Here is a 20522-nt window from a genome sequence, read left to right as displayed (position 1 = left end):
TTCGGTCAACGTAAAGAATGAAGCCAGTGATTCGTTCTATTGAGTAGAAACGGCGCTGGATCAGACTTCGTCGGGGCTGCGCAGGTTGGTTACCTGAATACGCTGTTCGCGGCGCTGTTCCTTTTGCGATGGCATCTCGGCGCGGTACACGCCTTGTTCGCCAACGACCCAGGAAAGTGGGCGACGCTCCTGGCCAATCGACTCTTGCAAGAGCATCAAGCCTTGCAGAAAAGCCTCAGGGCGGGGCGGGCAGCCGGGTACGTAAACGTCCACAGGCAAGAACTTGTCGACCCCTTGAACCACGGAGTAGATGTCGTACATGCCACCGGAGTTGGCGCACGAACCCATGGAAATGACCCATTTAGGTTCAAGCATTTGCTCGTAGAGACGCTGGATGATCGGCGCCATCTTGATAAAGCAGGTCCCGGCAATAACCATGAAATCCGCCTGACGCGGCGAAGCCCGGATAACCTCGGCGCCAAAGCGCGCGATGTCGTGGGGCGCCGTGAAGGCGGTGGTCATTTCCACATAGCAGCACGACAGGCCGAAGTTGTACGGCCACAGGGAATTTTTACGTCCCCAGTTGACCGTGCCGTTCAGCACGTCTTCGAGCTTGCCCATGAAAATGTTTTTGTGGACTTGATCTTCTAACGGATCGGCAACGGTTTCCCGTGTGCCGATCGGATATTGCTCGTTAGGAGCATCCGGGTCGATCCTGGTGAGTTCGTATTGCATCGCCAAAGCCTCATTGTTTCAGCTTGGCCTGCCGCTTACGACGAGCTTCCGGTGCCCAATCAAGAGCACCCACCCGAAATAGGTAGACAAGGCCTGCCAACAGAATTGCTATGAAAACGAGAGCTTCGACGAATCCGGTCCAGCCGCTTTCGCGAACAGACACAGACCAGGCAAAGAGAAAGAGGGCTTCGATATCGAAGATCACGAACAGCATCGCGACCAGATAGAATTTGGCTGAGAGCCGCAAGCGGGCGCCACCGGTAGGTAGCATGCCGGACTCGAACGGTTCATTTTTGCTGCGACCCCAGGCTTTTGACCCAAGGAGGCTGGAGACGCCAAGCATGAAGGCACAGAGGCCGACAACGCCGAGAAGGAAAATGGCAAAGCCCCAGTTGTGGGCTATGAGTCCTGTCGCTTCGGGCATGCTGGAAATCCTTAACAGAGAGCAAAGGTCTCTGAGCTAGAAAAGGTGATAAAGCAGTGACGTTATGTCGCAGTGCTATTGATTGCCGGGATTTTATGGCTAAACACCCAGCAAGTAAATTTTCTAAGATGAATTAATTCAGTCCTTTAGTTGTAGAACCTCCATCAATGTCTATGCAGGCCTTGAACTGTGGGCGTTACAGCGTTTTTCAGTGTTTGTTTTTCAGTGTTCATGTATTCAACAAAAGCAACTCGTAATGATAATTAATATCGTTTGAGTGGTTATTTGTTGTGTCGCTATGTCGCAGGCCTGTAGAACTTGGCTTATATAAGCGCTGTTAGCAAGTTTGGAACTTGGCTTTTTAACCCGGTCTGGCGATCGAAGCATGGATCTGGGTCAGTGTTTTGTCGGATGGGCAGGGCAGCGGGATGTCTTTCTGTGGGAGCGGGCTTGCTCGCGATGCTGATAACTCGGTCCTCCAGGCAGGCGCGGTGATGCCATCGCGAGCAAGCCCGCTCCCACAGGGGAGGGGTGAACAAGTCGCCGGGCAAAAAAACGCCCCGAACCAGTCGGGGCGTCATGGGCATGGCATTGCGTTTGTTCTTTACAGGCTGGGCAATGGCCGTGGTTCCATTATCAGTGGAACTGTTCTTCTTCTGTAGAGCCGGTCAGGGCGGTAACCGAAGACGAACCACCCTGGATCACGGTGGTCATGTCGTCGAAGTAGCCAGTGCCCACTTCCTGCTGGTGCGCCACAAAGGTGTAGCCTTTGGCTGCGTCAGCAAATTCCTGCTCTTGCAGTTTCACGTAGGCGGTCATGTCGTTGCGGGCGTAGTCGTGCGCCAGGTTGAACATGCTGTGCCACATGTTGTGGATACCCGCCAGGGTGATGAACTGGTGTTTGTAGCCCATTGCCGACAGCTCGCGCTGGAATTTGGCGATGGTCGCGTCGTCCAGGTTTTTCTTCCAGTTGAAGGAAGGCGAGCAGTTGTATGACAGCAACTGGTCCGGGTATTCCTTTTTGATTGCTTCGGCAAAGCGGCGCGCTTCTTCCAGGTCCGGCTTGGCGGTTTCGCACCAGATCAGGTCGGCATACGGCGCGTAAGCCAGGCCACGGGCAATGGCTTGATCAAGGCCGGCACGTACTTTATAGAAGCCTTCCTTGGTGCGCTCGCCAGTCACGAATGGCTGGTCGTACGGGTCGCAATCGGAAGTCAGCAGGTCAGCCGCGTTGGCGTCGGTACGAGCCAGAATGATGGTCGGCGTACCGGCAACGTCAGCTGCCAGACGTGCTGCTGTCAGTTTTTGCACAGCTTCCTGGGTCGGAACCAGTACCTTGCCGCCCATGTGACCGCATTTTTTCACCGAGGCCAGCTGGTCTTCGAAGTGAACGCCTGCAGCGCCCGCTTCGATCATGCTTTTCATCAGCTCGTAAGCGTTGAGTACGCCGCCGAAACCGGCTTCAGCGTCAGCCACGATCGGTGCGAAGTAGTCGATATAACCCTGGTCGCCCGGGTTTTTACCGGCTTTCCACTGAATCTGGTCGGCACGACGGAATGAGTTGTTGATGCGCTTGACCACGGTTGGAACGGAGTCCACCGGGTACAGCGACTGATCCGGGTACATGGATTCGGCAGAGTTGTTGTCTGCCGCCACTTGCCAACCCGACAGGTAGATAGCCTGGATACCGGCTTTAACCTGTTGTACCGCTTGGCCCCCGGTCAGGGCGCCCATGCAGTTGACGAAGTCTTTCTCAGGACGGAAGGACGGGTGTGCGCCCTGTGTCACCAGTTTCCACAGCTTGTCGGCACCCATTTTTGCAAAGGTGTGCTCGGGTTGAACCGAGCCGCGCAGGCGGACCACGTCAGCAGCGGAGTAATCGCGAGTCACGCCTTTCCAGCGTGGGTTTTCGGCCCAGTCTTTCTCAAGGGCTGCAATTTGCTGTTCGCGTGTCAGTGCCATGGTGATAAACCTCGTCGCATAGGTCTGGGTTGAAAAATGGTTGCTCCACCAGGCACACAACACTGTTGTTTGTATAAGTGCGTGAATGGCGGCTCGCTACGGGCAGTACAGGCCCCAGGGCCTTTGCGGGGCCTCTGATCAGCGGGAGCGGGGCCATCATGCCTTTGCATTTTTGAGGCGTCAAATGTTTTGTAGTGCTTTTTTTATAACACTACATAATTTGCGAAAAACGACTCGTCGGTCAGTTTTGGCCCTTTTGGTCGAGTACATCGACTTTGACCCGAATGGTCATGTCATCCCGGCTTTGCGTAGAGTAGCTGCGGGTTTGCGGCGGATTGTCAGTCTGGTTAAGAGCGTTGTTGCCCGCCACGGTTATCCATTGCCCCAGAGGGCCGCTGACTTGTGTGTCGGTACTTTGCGTGTTCACTACATCGGGTTGCTCCTGGCTCATGCGATCGCGAGTCGTACTGATCGCCAGGTGTACCGTTTCACCTGTGACGCTGGCGGTCACGTAAAAACCCCGGGTGACGTTGCGGTAGTCGGTCTGGGTAAGCAAGCGGCCGTAGGCGTCGGTCTGGGTGCTGGTCAGCGGTACGCTCTGGCCGATCTGGATAAATGCCGGGGTGCCTTCGCTGGTCTGGATTTGCTGGGTGCCGCCGTCGCGGCTGGCGGTGCTGATCACCCGGGTGTCCGGATCATTAGTGGCCAGGTTGTTGTCACTGGTATCGACCGTGATCAGCAGGCGCCGGGCGGGTGTGTCGAGTTGCGCCAGCAGGTCTTCGAGGTTCTGGATTTTCGAGGCGCCTGCCTCGACGATCAGTTGGTTGCCATAGGCGCTGACTTTGCCGTTTTTGCCGATAAAGTTCTGCGCGATGGGCAGCAAATCGGCGCTGGTGCGGTTTTGCAGGGTGATGACGCGGGTGTCGGCGATCGCGCTGAAGCTAGCGATCAGCAGCAGGCCAGCGATGAAGGGGCGTAGGGACATGTCCATTATCTCCGCAATGCTTGAAAGGGCTGGGTCTGAGTGTGCCAGATAGCAAAACGCCCTGCGATCCGGGGATGGCAGGGCGTTTTGCAAAACTGCTGTGGGAGCAAGCCTGCTCGCGAAGTTCTCAAGAGTGCCGCGCTAGCAGCCTTCGCGAGCAGGCTCGCTCCCACAGAGATGGGCGTGGCTGTTAGCTCACCCGCACCATATCAACGTGGGGAATCCCTGCTTCGAGGAATTCATCGCTGACGATCTTGAAGCCAAGGCGCTCGTAGAAGGGTGTGGCATGCACTTGGGCACTGAGCATTTGTTGCTTGAGGCCACGTTTTTCGGCTTCAAGAATCGTGGCCTGCATCAGTGCGTCGCCAACCTTCAGGCCGCGCCAGTCCTTGAGAACCGATACGCGGCCGATATGGCCGTCCGGCAGGAGCCGGGCGGTACCAATCGGGAAGTCGCCTTCATAGGCCAGAAAATGCACGGCATCGGCATCGTCTGCATCCCACTCCAGTTCTGGAGGTACAGATTGTTCGGCAATAAATACCGCCTCACGAATGCGTCGAAGTTCGGCGTTGTCCTTTTGCCAGTCGGCGACACGTACGTGAATGCTATTCATCAGCGAACCCCAGGCTTCCTTGTTTAACCAGCTCGCAGAGCAGGTTGCGTCCATCTTCATCGGCCAGCCATGTGCCGAGGTTGTCACTGTGCAGCGCGTCGGCGGCACAGATCATTTTCAGCAGTTCGCGCAGCTTGCCCGGCAGCAGGCGGCTTTGGCCGCTGGCGAACAACAACAGGTCGTCATCGACCTCGGACCATGCCAGGCGTGCGCTCGGGTTGCGGATCAGGATTGCGCCCTGTTCCAGGCTACCCAGCAGGTCTTCTTCTTCGAGTTCAGGGCCGACCACGAGTTCCGGATAACGTGGCTCGGTCATGAACTGGCCGAACCAGGTCAGCAACATGCGCTCGTCGCTCATGTGCTCGGTCAGCAGGCTCTTGAGGCGATCAAGGGCGTCGTGCTGGATCTGGTGCGGGTCGCTGACCGGTTGCGCGTCAGCGTCGGTGTAGCGATCTTCGTCCGGCAGGTACTGGCTGAGGAAGTCGGTGAAGTGGGTCAGTACTTCAGCGGCGCTCGGTGCACGGAAGCCCACCGAGTAGGTCAGGCAGTCGTCTACGGCTACGCCACAGTGGGCCAGGCGCGGTGGCAGGTAGAGCATGTCGCCGGGCTCAAGGGTCCACTCGTCGGTGGCCTGGAAATCAGCGAGGATACGCAGGTCCGCGTGCTCCAGCAGCTTGCTGTCGGAGTCGCACATCTGGCCGATCTGCCAGTGACGCTTGCCATGACCCTGCAGCAGGAACACGTCGTAGTTGTCGAAGTGCGGACCAACACTGCCACCTGGGGCGGCGTAGCTGATCATCACGTCGTCGATACGCCAGCTCGGCAGGAAGCGGAAGTTTTCCAGCAGTTCATTGACTTCAGGCACGAACTGATCAACGGCCTGCACCAGCAGAGTCCACTCGCGCTCTGGCAGTTTGCCGAATTCGTCTTCGGCGAACGGACCGCGGCGCAGTTCCCATGGGCGCTCGCCGTGTTCGATGATCAGGCGCGATTCGACTTCTTCTTCAAGGGCCAGACCGGCCAGTTCGTCGGCGTCGATCGGGCTTTCGAAGTCAGGAATTGCCTGGCGCACCAGCAGCGGTTTTTTCTGCCAGTAGTCGCGCATGAACTCGCGCGCAGTGATGCCGCCCAGAAGTTGAAGAGGAATGTCAGGATTCATGTGTAACCTATTGAAAAATTGCACTTTGTAATCGGGAATAAAAACGCCCGGCACGGCCGGGCGTTAATAGGTCGTTGCAGCGATCAGATGCGCTTGGCTTGCTCGACGGCGTTGCCAATGTAGTTGGCCGGAGTCAGCAGCTTCAGCTCGGCTTTGGCCGCTTCCGGCATTTCAAGGCCGTCGATGAAAGTTTGCAGTGCTTCAGGGCTGATGCCCTTGCCGCGGGTCAGCTCTTTGAGCTTTTCGTACGGGTTTTCGATGTTGTAACGACGCATCACGGTCTGGATCGGCTCGGCCAGGACTTCCCAGCAGGCGTCCAGGTCAGCAGCGATTTTCTGTGCATTCAGTTCAAGCTTGCTGATGCCCTTGAGGCTGGCTTCGTACGCGATCACGCTGTGAGCAAAGCCCACGCCGAGGTTGCGCAGTACGGTGGAGTCGGTCAGGTCGCGCTGCCAGCGGGAGATTGGCAATTTGCTGGCCAGATGCTGGAACAGGGCGTTGGCGATACCCAGGTTGCCTTCGGAGTTTTCGAAGTCGATCGGGTTGACCTTGTGCGGCATGGTCGAGGAACCGATTTCGCCGGCAATGGTGCGCTGCTTGAAGTAGCCCAGGGAGATGTAGCCCCAGATATCGCGATCGAAGTCGATCAGGATGGTGTTGAAGCGGGCGATGGCGTCGAACAGCTCGGCAATGTAGTCGTGCGGCTCGATCTGGGTGGTGTACGGGTTGAAACCCAGGCCCAGCTCGTCTTCGATAAAGGCGCGGGCGTTTTCTTCCCAGTCGATCTGCGGGTAGGCCGACAGGTGGGCGTTGTAGTTGCCCACGGCGCCGTTGATCTTGCCCAGCAACGGTACAGCAGCGACTTGAGCGATTTGACGCTCCAGACGGTAGACCACGTTGGCCAGCTCTTTGCCCAGGGTGGTCGGCGAAGCCGGTTGACCGTGGGTGCGGGACAGCATGGGTACGTCGGCGAACTTGATCGCCAGTTCGCGGATGGCTTCTGCGGTTTGACGCATCAGCGGCAGCATCACGTCATCACGACCTTCACGCAGCATCAGGGCGTGGGACAGGTTGTTGATGTCCTCGCTGGTGCAGGCAAAGTGGATGAACTCACTGACGTTGGCCAGTTCAGGCAGCTTGGCGGCCTGTTCTTTGAGCAGGTACTCAATGGCCTTCACGTCGTGGTTGGTGGTGCGCTCGATCTCTTTGACGCGTTCGGCGTGCTCAAGAGAGAAGTTCTCGGCCAGTTCATTCAGAACGGCGTTGGCTTCGGCAGAGAAGGCCGGGACTTCAGGGATGGCAGCGTGGGCGGCCAGGCGCTGGAGCCAGCGAACTTCAACCAGAACGCGAGCACGGATCAAGCCGTATTCGCTGAAAATTGGGCGCAGGGCCTGGGTTTTGCCGGCGTAGCGGCCGTCAACAGGGGAAACCGCAGTGAGCGAAGAGAGCTTCATGGGGTGTTCTCGGACAGTCGGGCAACGAAATGGGGCGCGTATCATACATGAAAAAACGGCCGGTCCGTTGCCAAGTGACCGGCGTCATACGCGTATCGATTTTAAATTCTGTGCCTGCCGGCGTGTTTCAGTTGCCGCGCAGCATCGGGTAAAGCTCTTTGAGCAGCTTGCGTCGGCTGATGACCAGCTGCCAGCGGTGGCCGCCCAATTGGCGCCACAGCCTTGCGCAGCGGATACCGGCCAGCAGCAGGGCGCGAATTTTTGCCGCGTTGTTCGGTTGTTGCAGGTTGCGCATGTCGCCGTGCACCTGGATACGCTGGCGCAGGGTGCTCAGGGTGTCCTGGTACAACGCGCCACAGGCGGCCACCACGTTTTCATGGGCCGGGCCGAAATGCTCGACCTGGGACTGGATCTGCGGCAGGCGCTTGCCGATCAGCTCCAGCATGTCGTCCCGCTTGGCCAGTTGGCGCTCAAGGCCGAGCATCGACAGTGCGTAACGCAGGGGCTCGCGCTGCAGGGTGTTGGGATCGCGCTCAAGAGCACCGATCAGGGCACGATAGCCTTCGCGCAGGTTGATGTCGTCTCCACCAAAGACTTCCAGGGTGTCCTTGGGGTCACGCACCAGCAGGCTGCCGAGCATGCAGCTCAGGTCGGCTTCGCTGACCTGGCCGGTCTTGGCAATTTTATCCACTAGCACCGCGGCCAGAAATACGCCGCCGAGGGCTACCAGTTGCTCCTGAGTGGCGTTCATGGGCGTTTGCCCTTGCTCGACCAGGGCTCGGCCACTTCGATCACGCCGCCGCCCAGGCAGACTTCGCCGTCGTAGAACACCACGGACTGGCCGGGGGTGACCGCGCGTTGCGGGTCGTCGAAGGTGGCGCGGTAGCCGTTGGCGGTTTTTTCCAGGGTGCAGGGCTGATCGCTCTGACGATAGCGAACCTTGGCCGTCAGGCGCAGCGGGGTGCTCAGGTCGATCGGATTGACCCAGTAGATCTCGGAGGCGAGCAGGGCGCCGGAGAACAGCCACGGGTGGTCGTTGCCCTGGCCGACGATCAGCTCGTTGTGCTCCAGATCCTTGACCAGCACGTACCACGGCTCGTCGCTGGCGTCCTTGAGGCCGCCAATGCCCAGGCCCTGGCGCTGACCGATGGTGTGGTACATCAGGCCATGATGGCGGCCGATCACTTCACCTTCTGTGGTCTTGATCTCGCCCGGCTGTGCCGGCAGGTATTGCTTGAGGAAGTCGCTGAAGCGGCGTTCGCCGATAAAGCAGATCCCGGTGGAGTCTTTTTTCTTCGCGGTGGCCAGATCGTGTTTTTCCGCAATGCGGCGCACTTCCGGTTTTTCCAGCTCGCCTACCGGGAACAGGGTGCGGGCGATCTGTTCGCCGCCGACGGCGTGCAGGAAGTAGCTCTGGTCTTTGTTCGGGTCCAGGCCCTTGAGCAGCTCGGTACGGCCGTCAATGTCGCGACGGCGCACATAGTGGCCGGTAGCAATCAGATCGGCGCCCAGCATCAGGGCGTAGTCCAGGAAAGCCTTGAACTTGATTTCGCGGTTGCACAGGATGTCCGGGTTCGGCGTGCGACCGGCCTTGTATTCGGCCAGGAAGTGCTCGAACACGTTGTCCCAGTACTCGGCGGCAAAGTTGGCGGTGTGCAGCTTGATGCCGATTTTGTCGCACACGGCCTGGGCGTCTGCCAGATCATCCATGGCGGTGCAGTAATCCGTTCCGTCGTCTTCCTCCCAGTTCTTCATGAACAGGCCTTCCACCTGGTAGCCCTGCTCCATAAGCAGAACGGCGGAAACGGAAGAGTCGACACCGCCGGACATGCCGACGATGACGCGCTGTTTTTCGGGGGCGACTAGGGCTGGATCACGCATAAGGATTCAATGAGTGTCTTGAAAAAGGACGCGATTCTAGCAGGCCCGAGCGCTCAAGGCTAAACCGAAGGGCGGATTAACGTCAGGTCGAACAGTTTGCCGCCCAGATAATCATCGATGCACTGCAGGGTCAGCTCGCTGCGCCAGCGTTCGCGCTGTGCAAGCAGTTCGTCGCGAGTCAGCCACAGCGGGCCAATGATGCCGGTGTCCAGCTGGTAGTCGGGGTGGTGCTTGAGCGCCTTGCCGGCAAAGCAGATGCGCTGGTAGGTCACGCCGTTGCTGGGAGCGGTGTAGAGGTAAATGCCGATCACACCGGTCAGTTCGACGTCATAGCCGGTTTCTTCGAGGGTTTCGCGGATGGCGGCCTCGATCAGGCTTTCGTCGGGGTCCAGATGACCGGCCGGTTGATTGAGCACGGCGCGGTCGCGCTTGAGTTCTTCGACCATCAGGAAGCGGCCATTGTCTTCGACGACAGTGGCGACGGTGATGTGGGGTTTCCATTCCATGGGGTGGGTCTCGGTTTATAGGTGGATGCATATCCCCTGTGGGAGCGGGCTTGCTCGCGATGCAGGCGCTTCGGTCTGTGCTTTTTACGCGGTGATGCTATCGCGGGCAAGCCCGCTCCCACCGGGTTTGTGTAGGCCGTAAAAACACAAACCCCGGCGTCGTGGGCCGGGGTCTGTGGTGTTGCCTGTTGCCCTTACACCGAAGCGATGATCGCGTTCAGTGTGGCGCTAGGGCGCATTACTTTGCTTACCTTGTCGGCATCGGCGTGGTAGTAACCACCGATATCGACCGGCTTGCCCTGCACGGCGTTGAGTTCGGCAACGATTTTTGCCTCGTTCTCGGCCATGGCTTTTGCTACTGGAGCAAATTGGGCTTGCAGCTCTTTGTCTTCAGTCTGGGCAGCCAGGGCTTGTGCCCAGTACAGCGCCAGGTAGAAGTGGCTACCGCGGTTGTCGATGTTGCCGACTTTGCGCGATGGCGATTTGTTGTTGTCGAGGAACTGACCGGTAGCCTGGTCCAGGGTCTTGGCCAACACCAACGCTTTCGGGTTGTTGTAGGTTGTGCCCAGGTGCTCCAGGGAAGCCGCCAGTGCCAGGAACTCACCCAGCGAGTCCCAGCGCAGGAAGTTTTCTTCCAGCAACTGTTGAACGTGCTTCGGGGCCGAGCCGCCGGCGCCGGTTTCGAACAGGCCGCCGCCATTCATCAGCGGTACGATCGACAGCATTTTGGCGCTGGTGCCCAGTTCCATGATCGGGAACAGGTCGGTCAGGTAGTCACGCAGCACGTTGCCGGTTACCGAGATGGTATCCAGGCCAGCGCGGGTGCGCTCCAGGGTGAACTTCATGGCCTCTACCGGCGCCATGATGCGAATGTCCAGGCCGCTGGTGTCGTGATCTTTCAGGTAGGTTTCAACCTTTTTGATCATTTCGGCGTCGTGGCTACGCTTTGGATCGAGCCAGAACACGGCCGGAGTGTTGCTGGCGCGGGCACGGTTGACGGCCAGTTTGACCCAGTCGCGGATCGGCGCGTCTTTGGCCTGGCACATGCGCCAGATATCGCCTTCCTCGACGTTCTGTTCCATCAGCACGTTGCCGTTGCTGTCAGTTACCCGCACAACGCCCGGGGTCTTGATCTGGAAAGTCTTGTCGTGGGAACCGTACTCTTCGGCTTTTTGCGCCATCAGGCCAACGTTTGGCACGCTGCCCATGGTGGTCGGATCGAAGGCGCCGTGTTTCTTGCAGTCTTCGATGGTGGCCTGGTAGATGGTGGCGTAGCAGCGATCCGGGATCACGGCCTTGGTGTCTTGCAGCTGGCCTTCGGTGTTCCACATCTTGCCGGAATCACGAATCATGGCCGGCATCGAGGCGTCGACGATTACGTCGCTCGGCACGTGCAGGTTGGTGATGCCTTTGTCGGAGTTGACCATGGCCAGCGCAGGGCGGTTGGCGTACACGGCTTCGATGTCGGCTTCGATTTCAGCCTGCTTCTCGGCTGGCAGCGCCTTGATGCGGGCGTACAGGTCGCCGATACCGTTGTTCAGGTTGAAACCGATTTCTTTGAGGACGTCAGCGTGTTTTTCCAGCGCATCCTTGTAGAACTCGGCCACGATCTGACCAAACATGATCGGGTCGGAAACCTTCATCATGGTGGCTTTCAGGTGAACCGAGAACAGTACGCCCTGCTTTTTGGCGTCTTCGATTTCGGCCGCTACGAACTCGCGCAGGGCTTTTTTGCTCATGACCGAGCAATCGATGATCTCACCGGCCTGGACGGCGGTTTTTTCTTTCAGGACGGTGGTGGTGCCGTCTTGAGCGATCAGTTCGATTTTAACGCTGCCCGGTGCTTCGATCAGGGCGGCTTTTTCGCTGCCGTAGAAGTCGCCTTCGCTCATGTGAGCAACGTGGGACTTGGAGTCTGCAGCCCAGGCGCCCATTTTGTGCGGGTGCTTGCGCGCGTAGTTCTTGACCGACAGCGGTGCGCGGCGGTCGGAGTTGCCTTCGCGCAGTACCGGGTTTACGGCACTGCCCATCACTTTGCTGTAACGCGCCTTGATTTCTTTTTCAGCGTCAGTGGTGACGGTTTCCGGGTAGTCCGGGATGTTGAAGCCCTGCGCTTGCAGTTCTTTGATCGCGGCCTGCAACTGCGGGACCGAGGCGCTGATATTGGGCAGCTTGATGATGTTGGCTTCAGGGGTAACGGCCAGGGCGCCCAGTTCGGCGAGGTGGTCTGCTACAGCCTTGTCACCCAATTGCTCGGGGAAGCTTGAGAGGATGCGGCCAGCCAGAGAGATGTCGCGCGTTTCAACGGCGATATCGGCGCTGGCGGTAAACGCCTCGATGATAGGCAGCAGTGAATAGGTGGCGAGCGCCGGAGCTTCGTCGGTGAAGGTATAGATGATCTTCGAACGGTTGGGCATTTCGGATTAACTCTCTTCTTTGCTGAGCGTGCTCAGATACTCGAGATGCGCAGGGTAGGCGCTTTCGTTCACAGTGAACAATGAGCCGAAAGTCGAGGTTCTTCGCGGTGATGTGAATGCATCAGTAGAGCGTCAAGCGGTCGGGCCGGGGTAACGGCCCAGCCTTTCTAGGCCTGAAAGACTCATTCCAGCATGTGTTTGCAGGTGACTCCATGGTCACCGGCGCAGTATACATAGGTCACCAAGGTTGCTGCGAGGGGGGCGGCCTAACACGAATCATCCATTGGTCTAAGTCCCTGCGGCAAAATGCCCTGATTTTTCGCGGTTTGCCCCGTGATTACGGGGTTTTTCGGCAACCTCAATTTTTCCTCGTGATGGCACGGGCATAAAAAAACCGGCCGATTCGCATGATCGAATCGGCCGGTTTCTTGGGCAGCGGGTCAGACCGGGAGGCTGGTCACCTCTTGCGCGGTCGCTGAAGCGCTGGCTGGAACTTGAGCGTTGGTGATTGCAACAGCATGCAGGCCCTTGGGGCCCTGGATTATTTCGAAGCTCACGGGTTGGCCTGCCTTGAGCGTCTTGTAACCGTCCATCTGGATTGCCGAAAAATGCGCAAAAAAGTCGATCGGGTTTCCGTGTTCATCGATGCCTTCCTTGGCCTGCGTATTAATGAAGCCGAAGCCTTTGGCGTTGTTGAACCACTTGACCTTGCCTTGCATACTCATATCCCTCTGCTGCAAACAACTCCATCACTGGAGTATCATCCAGTCAACTCGCACAGAAACCAGTAAAAGTGGTTGACTGCGCGGACCATTTTTCCCCACTGTGGGTACTATATGGTTGTAACACCGTTTTACCGATAGTCAAGGTCACGCGGCGGCGGTGTTGAAATTTGACACCTTTGCCTCCATCACTGTAGTTGCACAACCAACGACGAACCTTTCTTTCCATGCATGCAATCAGCCAGACTCGACTAACATTTAATCAGGATCACCCCGATTTTGATGACGAAGACTCCGCTGGCTTGGCTGTGCAAGAGGCTAAGCCTGCGCTTCAGGCGCCGCCGATGTACAAGGTGGTTTTGTTTAATGATGACTACACGCCAATGGATTTCGTTGTAGAGATCCTTGAGGTGTTTTTTAACTTGAATCGCGAATTGGCGACCAAGGTCATGCTGGCCGTCCATACAGAAGGACGGGCTGTGTGCGGCATCTATACCCGCGACATTGCCGAGACCAAGGCAGCGCAGGTAAATCAGTACGCACGTGAAAGCCAGCATCCGCTACTCTGTGAAATCGAGAAGGACGGTTAACGCCGACCACTTGGGTATGAGGTGAAGCCATGTTAAATCGCGAGCTCGAAGTCACCCTCAATCTTGCCTTCAAGGAAGCCCGCTCCAAACGTCATGAATTCATGACGGTTGAGCACCTCCTTTTAGCGCTTCTGGATAATGAGGCGGCCGCAACCGTTCTACGCGCCTGTGGCGCAAACCTCGAAAAACTCAAGCATGACCTGCAAGAGTTTATTGATTCCACAACTCCCCTGATCCCCGTCCACGACGAAGACCGCGAAACGCAGCCAACCCTGGGTTTTCAGCGGGTCTTGCAGCGTGCCGTGTTCCACGTGCAGAGCTCCGGCAAGCGTGAAGTCACCGGCGCCAATGTGCTGGTAGCCATCTTCAGCGAACAGGAAAGCCAGGCCGTATTCCTGCTCAAGCAACAGAGCGTGGCGCGCATCGATGTGGTCAACTTTATTGCCCACGGCATCTCCAAGGTGCCCGGGCATGGCGAGCACAGCGACAGCGATCATGAGATGCAGGATGAAGAGGGCGGCGAATCGTCGTCTTCCAGCAATCCTCTGGACGCTTATGCCAGTAACCTGAATGAACTGGCCCGCCAGGGCCGGATCGATCCGCTGGTAGGTCGGGAAATGGAAGTTGAGCGTGTCGCCCAGATCCTGGCGCGTCGGCGTAAAAACAACCCGTTACTGGTGGGTGAGGCAGGCGTGGGTAAAACCGCGATTGCCGAGGGTCTGGCCAAGCGCATCGTCGATAACCAGGTGCCTGACCTGCTGGCTAACAGCATCGTCTACTCCCTGGATCTTGGCGCCTTGCTGGCAGGTACCAAGTACCGTGGCGATTTCGAGAAGCGCTTCAAGGCGCTGCTGGGCGAGCTGAAGAAACGCCCGCAAGCGATCCTCTTTATCGACGAAATCCATACGATCATCGGTGCCGGTGCGGCTTCGGGCGGGGTGATGGATGCGTCCAACCTGCTCAAGCCGCTGCTGTCTTCGGGTGACATTCGCTGCATCGGTTCCACCACGTTCCAGGAATTTCGCGGGATCTTCGAAAAAGACCGCGCCCTGGCGCGCCGTTTCCAGAAAGTCGACGTATCCGAACCTTCGGTTGAAGATACCATCAGCATTCTGCGCGGGCTTAAAGGTCGTTTCGAGCAGCACCATGGCATCGAGTACAGCGATGAAGCCCTGCGCGCAGCGGCGGAGCTGGCCTCGCGCTATATCAATGACCGGCACATGCCCGACAAGGCCATTGATGTGATCGACGAGGCGGGTGCCTTCCAGCGTCTGCAACCGGTTGAAAGCCGGGTTAAACGCATTGAAGTCGCGCAGGTTGAAGATATCGTGGCGAAAATCGCCCGTATTCCGCCTAAACACGTCTCGGTCTCGGACAAGGAGCTGTTGCGCAACCTCGAGCGCGACCTGCGCCTGACCGTGTTCGGCCAGGATGCGGCAATCGATTCGTTGTCCACGGCAATCAAGTTGTCCCGTGCGGGGCTCAAGTCACCGGACAAACCGGTCGGTTCGTTCCTGTTCGCAGGCCCCACCGGTGTCGGTAAAACCGAGGCAGCACGCCAGTTGGCCAAAGCTTTGGGTATCGAGCTGATTCGCTTCGACATGTCCGAGTACATGGAGCGCCACACCGTATCGCGTCTGATCGGTGCGCCTCCGGGCTATGTCGGTTTCGATCAGGGCGGTTTGCTGACCGAGGCCATCACCAAGCAACCTCACTGCGTACTGCTGCTCGATGAAATCGAGAAGGCGCACCCTGAAGTCTTCAACCTGCTGCTGCAGGTCATGGACCACGGCACGCTGACCGACAACAACGGGCGCAAGGCGGACTTCCGCAACGTGATCGTCATCATGACCACCAACGCCGGTGCCGAAACCGCCTCTCGGGCTTCGATGGGCTTTGCCCATCAGGATCATGCTTCCGATGCCATGGAAGCGATCAAGAAGAGCTTCACCCCCGAGTTCCGTAACCGTCTGGACACCATTATCCAGTTTGGTCGCCTCAGCCATGAGGTTATCAAGCATGTGGTGGACAAGTTCCTTACCGAACTGCAGGCGCAGCTGGAAGACAAGCACGTGCAGCTCGAGGTGTCGGATGCGGCGCGTGGCTGGCTTGCAGCGGGTGGTTATGACGCGCTGATGGGGGCACGGCCGATGGCCCGTTTGATCCAGGACAAGATCAAGCGTCCGTTGGCTGAGGAGATTCTCTTTGGTGAACTGGCCGATCATGGCGGTGTGGTACACATCGACCTGGAAAACGGCGAGTTGACCTTCGAGTTTGAAACCGCAGTCGAAATGGCTTGATGTAACACCGTAGTCATAAAAGGCGACTTCGGGCCAGTGACGATCAGTTGGGCGGGATGCAAAATCCCTGTGGGAGCGGGCTTGCTCGCGATTGGAACAGCGCGGTTTGATAGTTGAACCGCGTCGTCTGTATCGCGGGAAAACCCGCTCCCACAATGCCCATGACTGGTTTGCATTGGTGCTTGGGCGCCTTTTTGCTGTCTGCGATCAAGCGGCCTGGGCCGACGCGGTATTGCGCTCCAGTACCGTATAGCCGAGTGCGGCAATATGATGATGGACGCGTCGGTAGTCGCGCAGCACCCGCTGGAAGATATCCCCGGATTCGGCCCAGGCCGTCTTGTCGTTCTGCAGCTTGCGAAAGTGCTCGCGGCTGGCGCTGGCTTCCAGCTTGCGCACGGTCTCCTTGTGGCCGATCAGTGCCTTGGCAGCGCTCACGTCCTCACGCAAAAACGCGGTAACGGCCAGGTTCAGGCTGTCCAGCAGGGCCAGGTGCATGGCCTGGATCTGGATCAGTTCGAATGAGGAAAAGCGTTCGCCACGGCGTGTGCGGCGAACAGCCAGTTGCGCGAGGTTGCCGAGGATGTCGCCGGCGTGCTCAAGGTTGATCACGAACATCAGCACTTCCTGGGCGCGATCGGCATCGTCATCGCTCAGGCCATCCTGGCCAATGTCTGCAAGATAGGCGCGGATCGCGGCACTTAGCAGGTCGATGGAGTGATCCAGTTGGCGCACCTTGTCCGCTGTGTCCGGATCGGGTTTCTCGAACAGCTGCAACACCTGGTTGAGCATCAGCGAGGTCATGTCCGCCAGGCGCAGGGCTTCGCGTACGGCATTGGACAGGCCGATATTGGCCACTTCAAGCCCGGCCTCGTCCAGGTATTGCGGCATGCCGGGGTCTGCCGGTGGCTCCTGCTGGGGAAACAGGTAAGTCAGCAGGCGTGCGCAAGGTTCGATCAGGCCGATGAACACCACGGCCAGCAGCAGATTGAACGCGGTATGCAGGTAAACCACCCAATGTGCCAGGCCGATATCGCTGCGAGCCAGCAAGTTGGCTATCAGCGGCAGGCAGGGCAGCAGCGCCAGGGAGCCCAGCAGGCGCGCCAGCAAGTTGCCCATAGGCAGGCGTCGCGCCACTGGCGAACTGGCGCTCATCACGGAGGGCAAGGCGCCGCCGATATTGGCGCCGAGCATCAAGGCGATGGCGGTGGCGGGCGTCATCAGGCCAGCACCTGCCAGCGAGGCGATCAACAGCACCACCGCGACGCTGGAGTGGCAGATCCAGGTCAGCAGCACGGCAGCGACCACCGCGATGATCACATCGCCTTCCAGGCTTTGCATGATGGCGCGAAACACCGAGGTGGCTTCCATATGGCCCAGAGTGGCGCTGAGCAAGCCCAGGGCCAGCAGCATCAGGCCCAGGCCTATCTGTGCGCAGCCGACGCTTTCAAACCGCGAATCATCGCGCAGGCGAAAGACGATATAACCTGTCAGCAAAGTCACCGGCATTGCCAGCGAGGTATCAAAACTCAGCAGTTGTACCACCAGGGTCGAGCCGATATTGGCCCCCAGCATCACGGCCAGGGCGGGCGCCAGGCCCAGGGTGCCGGCTGCGGTAAAGGACGTGGCCATGAGGCTGACCGCCGTACTGCTTTGCAGTACGCCGGTAATGCCTATGCCGCTGATCAGTGCCATCCAGCGGTTATTCAGATTGCGCCCCATCCAGTTGCGCAGCTGGGTGCCAAACCCGCGCAGCAGGGCCGTGGAAATCATATGGGTGCCCCACAGCAAAAGTGCGATGGCGCCCGCGAGGTTGAGTAACAGAGTGGTTCCCGACATGAGGAATCTCCACAGAACACGCATTCATTTTTTGCGCGCGGGCTGGCGCGGTGTGGCGCCGGCCCGCGTTGTTTCAACTCAGTACCACTGCTTGAAACGGCGGATGTAGATCGTTTTCATCAGTTGCGCGACACAGCAATAGCTGAACAGGGTGGCCACCAGCCAAGGGAAATACGACAACGGCAGTGGTTCCAGGCCCACCATGGTGCCCAGGGGCGAGAACGGTACGTAGATACCCAGCACGATCACGATGAGGGTCATCATGATCACCGGCCATGCTGCAGTGCTCTGGAAGAACGGAATCTTGCGCGTGCGCAGCATGTGCACCACCAGGGTTTGTGACAGCAGTCCCTCAATAAACCAGCCGGACTGGAACAGGGTCTGCATTTCCACGCTGTTGGCCGAGAACACGTACCACATCAGGGCGAAGGTAGTGATGTCGAAGATCGACGACGTTGGCCCGATCCAGATCATGAAGCGGCCGATGTTCTTGGCGTCCCACTTGCGCGGTTTTTGCAGGTATTCCCTGTCCATCTTGTCCCACGGCAAGGCCAGCTGGGAGATGTCGTACATCAGGTTTTGCAGTAGCAGGTGGATCGACAGCATTGGCAGAAAAGGGATGAAGGCGCTGGCTACCAATACCGAGAACACGTTGCCGAAGTTCGAACTGGCGGTCATGTTCAGGTACTTCATGATATTGCCGAAGGTCTCGCGCCCCTTGAGTACGCCTTCTTCGAGCACCATCAGGCTCTTTTCCAGGAGGATGATGTCAGCCGACTCCTTGGCGATATCCGTGCCGCTGTCTACCGAAATGCCTACGTCGGCATCGCGCAGGGCTGGCGCGTCATTGATACCGTCACCGAGAAAACCGACGGTATGGCCATTGGCTTGCAGCGCTTTCAGCACCCGGGATTTTTGCAGCGGGGTGAGCTTGGCAAACACCGTGCGCTGCTCAACCTCCAGTTGCAGTGCGGCGTCGTCCATTGTTTCGATTTGTGGCCCAAGCAGTGGCGTGCCTGGCTCCAGGCCCACCTGCCGGCAGATTTTGCCGGTGACTACAGCGTTGTCGCCGGTCAGCACCTTGATCGCTACGCCGATTTCTTGCAGGGCTGCAATCGCCGGCCCGGCAGTTTCCTTTGGTGGATCGAGGAAGGTGAGCATGCCGCGGATGACCAGGTCGCGCTCGTCTGCGGTGTTGTACTGCTTGTGCGCCTGTGCCTTGGGGATTTCGCGGGTGGCGACCAGCAGTACGCGGAAGCCGTCCTCGTTGTACTCGTTGGCCAGGGCCAGCAGTTGCTCGCGGCGTGTGGGGTCCAGAACCACGCGGGTGTCGCCTTCCATGACATGGGTGGCGATGCCGAGCATTTCTTCGACTGCGCCCTTGCACACCAGCAGGTGGTCGCCACGGTTGTCCTTGACGATGATCGACAGGCGCCGCCGTACGAAGTCAAAGGGCAGTTCATCGACCTTGCTGTAGTTGTGCGGCGCGTTGAATTTTGGGTCCTGCAGGGCAAACTGCACCACGGCCTGATCCATCAGGTTGCGGATGCCGCTTTGGTGATGGCTGTTGAGCCAGGCCAGGGCCAGTACCGACTCATCGCGCTGGCCACTGGCGTCGATGTGATGCTCGAGGATGATGTGATCCTGGGTCAGGGTGCCGGTCTTGTCGGTACACAGCACGTCCATCGAGCCCAGGTTCTGGATGGCATTGAGGCGTTTGACCACCACCTTGCGTTTGGCCATGGCGGTTGCGCCCTTGGCCAGGTTGGCGCTGACAATCATTGGCAGCATTTCCGGGGTCAGGCCCACGGCCACTGCCAGGGCAAACAGGAAGGCATCGCCCCAGTCGCCCTTGGAGAAACCATTGAGGAAAAACACAATGGGCACCATAACCAGCATAAAGCGGATCAACAGCCAGCTGACGCTGTTGACTCCGCGATCGAACGCGGTTTGCGTGCGCGAGCCGACGATGGCCTTGGCCAGCGAGCCAAAGTAGGTGCGCGGGCCGGTGGCCACGACTACGGCGCGAGCAGTGCCACTGACCACGTTGGTGCCCATAAAGCAGATATTGGGCAGATCCAGCAGGTTGCTCTGGTCGGCGGCGGTGCTGGAGGCGGACTTTTGTGTCACATCGCCCAGGGTGTCGTACTTCTCCACCGGCAAGGCTTCGCCGGTGAGCACGGCCTGGCTGATAAACAGATCGCGGGACTCGATCAGGCGAATATCCGCCGGGATCATATCGCCGGCCGACAGCTGCACGATATCGCCGGCCACCAGTTCGCGCATCGGTACTTCGTGCACCGAGGTGCGGGTACCGCTGTTGTCGCGCCGCACCACGGTCGCGGTGGTGCGGACCATGGCCTTGAGGGCTTCGGCGGACTTGGCCGAGCGGTGCTCCTGCCAGAACCGCAGCAGGCTGCTGAGGCCAACCATCAGGCCAATGATGATGACTTTGGTCAGGTCGCCTTCTTCGCCATCGCGTTCTGGCAGCCAGTAGTCAGTGACAAAGCTGATCACACCCAGGGTCAGCAGCACATAGATAAAAGGGTTATGCAGGGCCAGCAGAAACTGCACCAGTGCGTGAGGCGGCTTGTCGTGAGCCACTTCGTTGTAGCCATCGCTTTGCAGGCGTTCAGTGGCTTCCTGCTCGGTCAGGCCTGCGGTAGTGGCGCGTACATTGGCCAGGGTGGCTGAAAGGCCGTTTTGTGCTTCCCTAGCGGCACGCATGGACAGTTTATTGCTGTCGCTGGCGCTGTTCTTGTCCCGAACTTTAGTATTTTTTACGGCGCTCATGATGAGTACTCCTGTCGCCAACTCTTGACCGGGCATATATTGAATGGCCTTTTAACAGGCGTGCCAATGTATGCCGAGTCGCAAACTTCGCAATCGGTTTAATTGAAGTGTTAAGTGCGCTTTAAAGTCCCGCTGCTGCGAAGTA

The 20522-nt window shown here is 58.5% G+C and carries 16 protein-coding genes; 2 read left to right on the top strand and 14 right to left on the bottom strand.

What is annotated here, in order from left to right; all coding sequences use genetic code 11:
* Positions 1 to 60: 60 nt before the first annotated feature.
* From PPTH39_RS05775 to PPTH39_RS05720, 12 genes are all read right to left on the bottom strand, one after another.
* Positions 61 to 735, bottom strand: a complete 675-nt coding sequence (locus PPTH39_RS05775) for a NuoB/complex I 20 kDa subunit family protein (RefSeq protein ID WP_016780200.1) — start codon at positions 733 to 735, stop codon at positions 61 to 63.
* 10 nt (positions 736 to 745) lie between these two features.
* A complete protein-coding gene (locus tag PPTH39_RS05770) occupies positions 746 to 1159 on the bottom strand; it encodes an NADH-quinone oxidoreductase subunit A (RefSeq protein ID WP_003446990.1) in 414 nt (137 codons plus the stop codon).
* 636 nt (positions 1160 to 1795) lie between these two features.
* On the bottom strand, positions 1796 to 3121 hold the full coding sequence (aceA, locus tag PPTH39_RS05765; RefSeq protein WP_048365296.1) for an isocitrate lyase: 1326 nt from the start codon (positions 3119 to 3121) through the stop codon (positions 1796 to 1798).
* Between the two features lie 241 nt (positions 3122 to 3362).
* Entirely contained in the window at positions 3363 to 4106 is a 744-nt protein-coding gene (locus PPTH39_RS05760; protein ID WP_095026155.1) for a secretin N-terminal domain-containing protein, read from the bottom strand.
* Between the two features lie 190 nt (positions 4107 to 4296).
* Positions 4297 to 4719 (bottom strand): GNAT family N-acetyltransferase, encoded by a 423-nt coding sequence (locus PPTH39_RS05755; RefSeq protein ID WP_095003299.1) that lies wholly within the window; start codon positions 4717 to 4719, stop codon positions 4297 to 4299.
* Entirely contained in the window at positions 4712 to 5878 is a 1167-nt protein-coding gene (locus tag PPTH39_RS05750; RefSeq protein ID WP_095003298.1) for a ribosomal protein uL16 3-hydroxylase, read from the bottom strand. The genes PPTH39_RS05755 and PPTH39_RS05750 overlap by 8 nt, the downstream gene beginning before the upstream one ends.
* Positions 5879 to 5961: 83 nt before the next feature.
* Complete coding sequence (gene purB, locus PPTH39_RS05745; protein WP_016780205.1) at positions 5962 to 7332, bottom strand: adenylosuccinate lyase; 1371 nt, start codon at positions 7330 to 7332, stop codon at positions 5962 to 5964.
* Positions 7333 to 7459: 127 nt separating this feature from the next.
* On the bottom strand, positions 7460 to 8083 hold the full coding sequence (hflD, locus tag PPTH39_RS05740; RefSeq protein WP_095003297.1) for a high frequency lysogenization protein HflD: 624 nt from the start codon (positions 8081 to 8083) through the stop codon (positions 7460 to 7462).
* A complete protein-coding gene (gene mnmA, locus PPTH39_RS05735) occupies positions 8080 to 9213 on the bottom strand; it encodes a tRNA 2-thiouridine(34) synthase MnmA (protein ID WP_095003296.1) in 1134 nt (377 codons plus the stop codon). Before mnmA ends, hflD begins: the two co-directional genes overlap by 4 nt.
* Before the next feature lie 59 nt (positions 9214 to 9272).
* Positions 9273 to 9719 (bottom strand): NUDIX hydrolase, encoded by a 447-nt coding sequence (locus tag PPTH39_RS05730; protein WP_095003295.1) that lies wholly within the window; start codon positions 9717 to 9719, stop codon positions 9273 to 9275.
* Positions 9720 to 9913: 194 nt separating this feature from the next.
* On the bottom strand, positions 9914 to 12136 hold the full coding sequence (locus PPTH39_RS05725) for an NADP-dependent isocitrate dehydrogenase (RefSeq protein WP_095003294.1): 2223 nt from the start codon (positions 12134 to 12136) through the stop codon (positions 9914 to 9916).
* A 440-nt stretch (positions 12137 to 12576) separates the two neighbouring features.
* Positions 12577 to 12855 (bottom strand): cold shock domain-containing protein, encoded by a 279-nt coding sequence (locus PPTH39_RS05720; protein WP_095003305.1) that lies wholly within the window; start codon positions 12853 to 12855, stop codon positions 12577 to 12579.
* Between the two features lie 230 nt (positions 12856 to 13085).
* Between PPTH39_RS05720 and clpS the strand changes: the two genes are divergently transcribed.
* Both clpS and clpA read left to right on the top strand, forming a co-directional pair.
* A complete protein-coding gene (gene clpS / locus PPTH39_RS05715) occupies positions 13086 to 13448 on the top strand; it encodes an ATP-dependent Clp protease adapter ClpS (RefSeq protein ID WP_016780211.1) in 363 nt (120 codons plus the stop codon).
* A 29-nt stretch (positions 13449 to 13477) separates the two neighbouring features.
* The gene (gene clpA, locus PPTH39_RS05710; RefSeq protein WP_095003293.1) at positions 13478 to 15748 is read left to right on the top strand and encodes an ATP-dependent Clp protease ATP-binding subunit ClpA; all 2271 of its coding nucleotides are present in this window, start codon (positions 13478 to 13480) and stop codon (positions 15746 to 15748) included.
* Positions 15749 to 15955: 207 nt separating this feature from the next.
* On the opposite strand, the gene PPTH39_RS05705 is transcribed toward clpA, so the two are convergent.
* On the bottom strand, positions 15956 to 17584 hold the full coding sequence (locus PPTH39_RS05705; protein ID WP_130871749.1) for a Na/Pi cotransporter family protein: 1629 nt from the start codon (positions 17582 to 17584) through the stop codon (positions 15956 to 15958).
* A gap of 78 nt (positions 17585 to 17662) precedes the next feature.
* Positions 17663 to 20377, bottom strand: coding sequence for a magnesium-translocating P-type ATPase (gene mgtA / locus PPTH39_RS05700; protein ID WP_095019124.1), 2715 nt, complete (start codon positions 20375 to 20377; stop codon positions 17663 to 17665).
* Between the last annotated feature and the right edge of the window lie 145 nt (positions 20378 to 20522).

It is taken from the genome of Pseudomonas bubulae (assembly GCF_900618535.1).
Classification (GTDB): Bacteria; Pseudomonadota; Gammaproteobacteria; order Pseudomonadales; family Pseudomonadaceae; genus Aquipseudomonas; species Aquipseudomonas bubulae.
The sequence above is the reverse complement of the archived record's forward strand: the minus strand, read 5'-3'. Positions and strand labels throughout refer to the sequence as shown.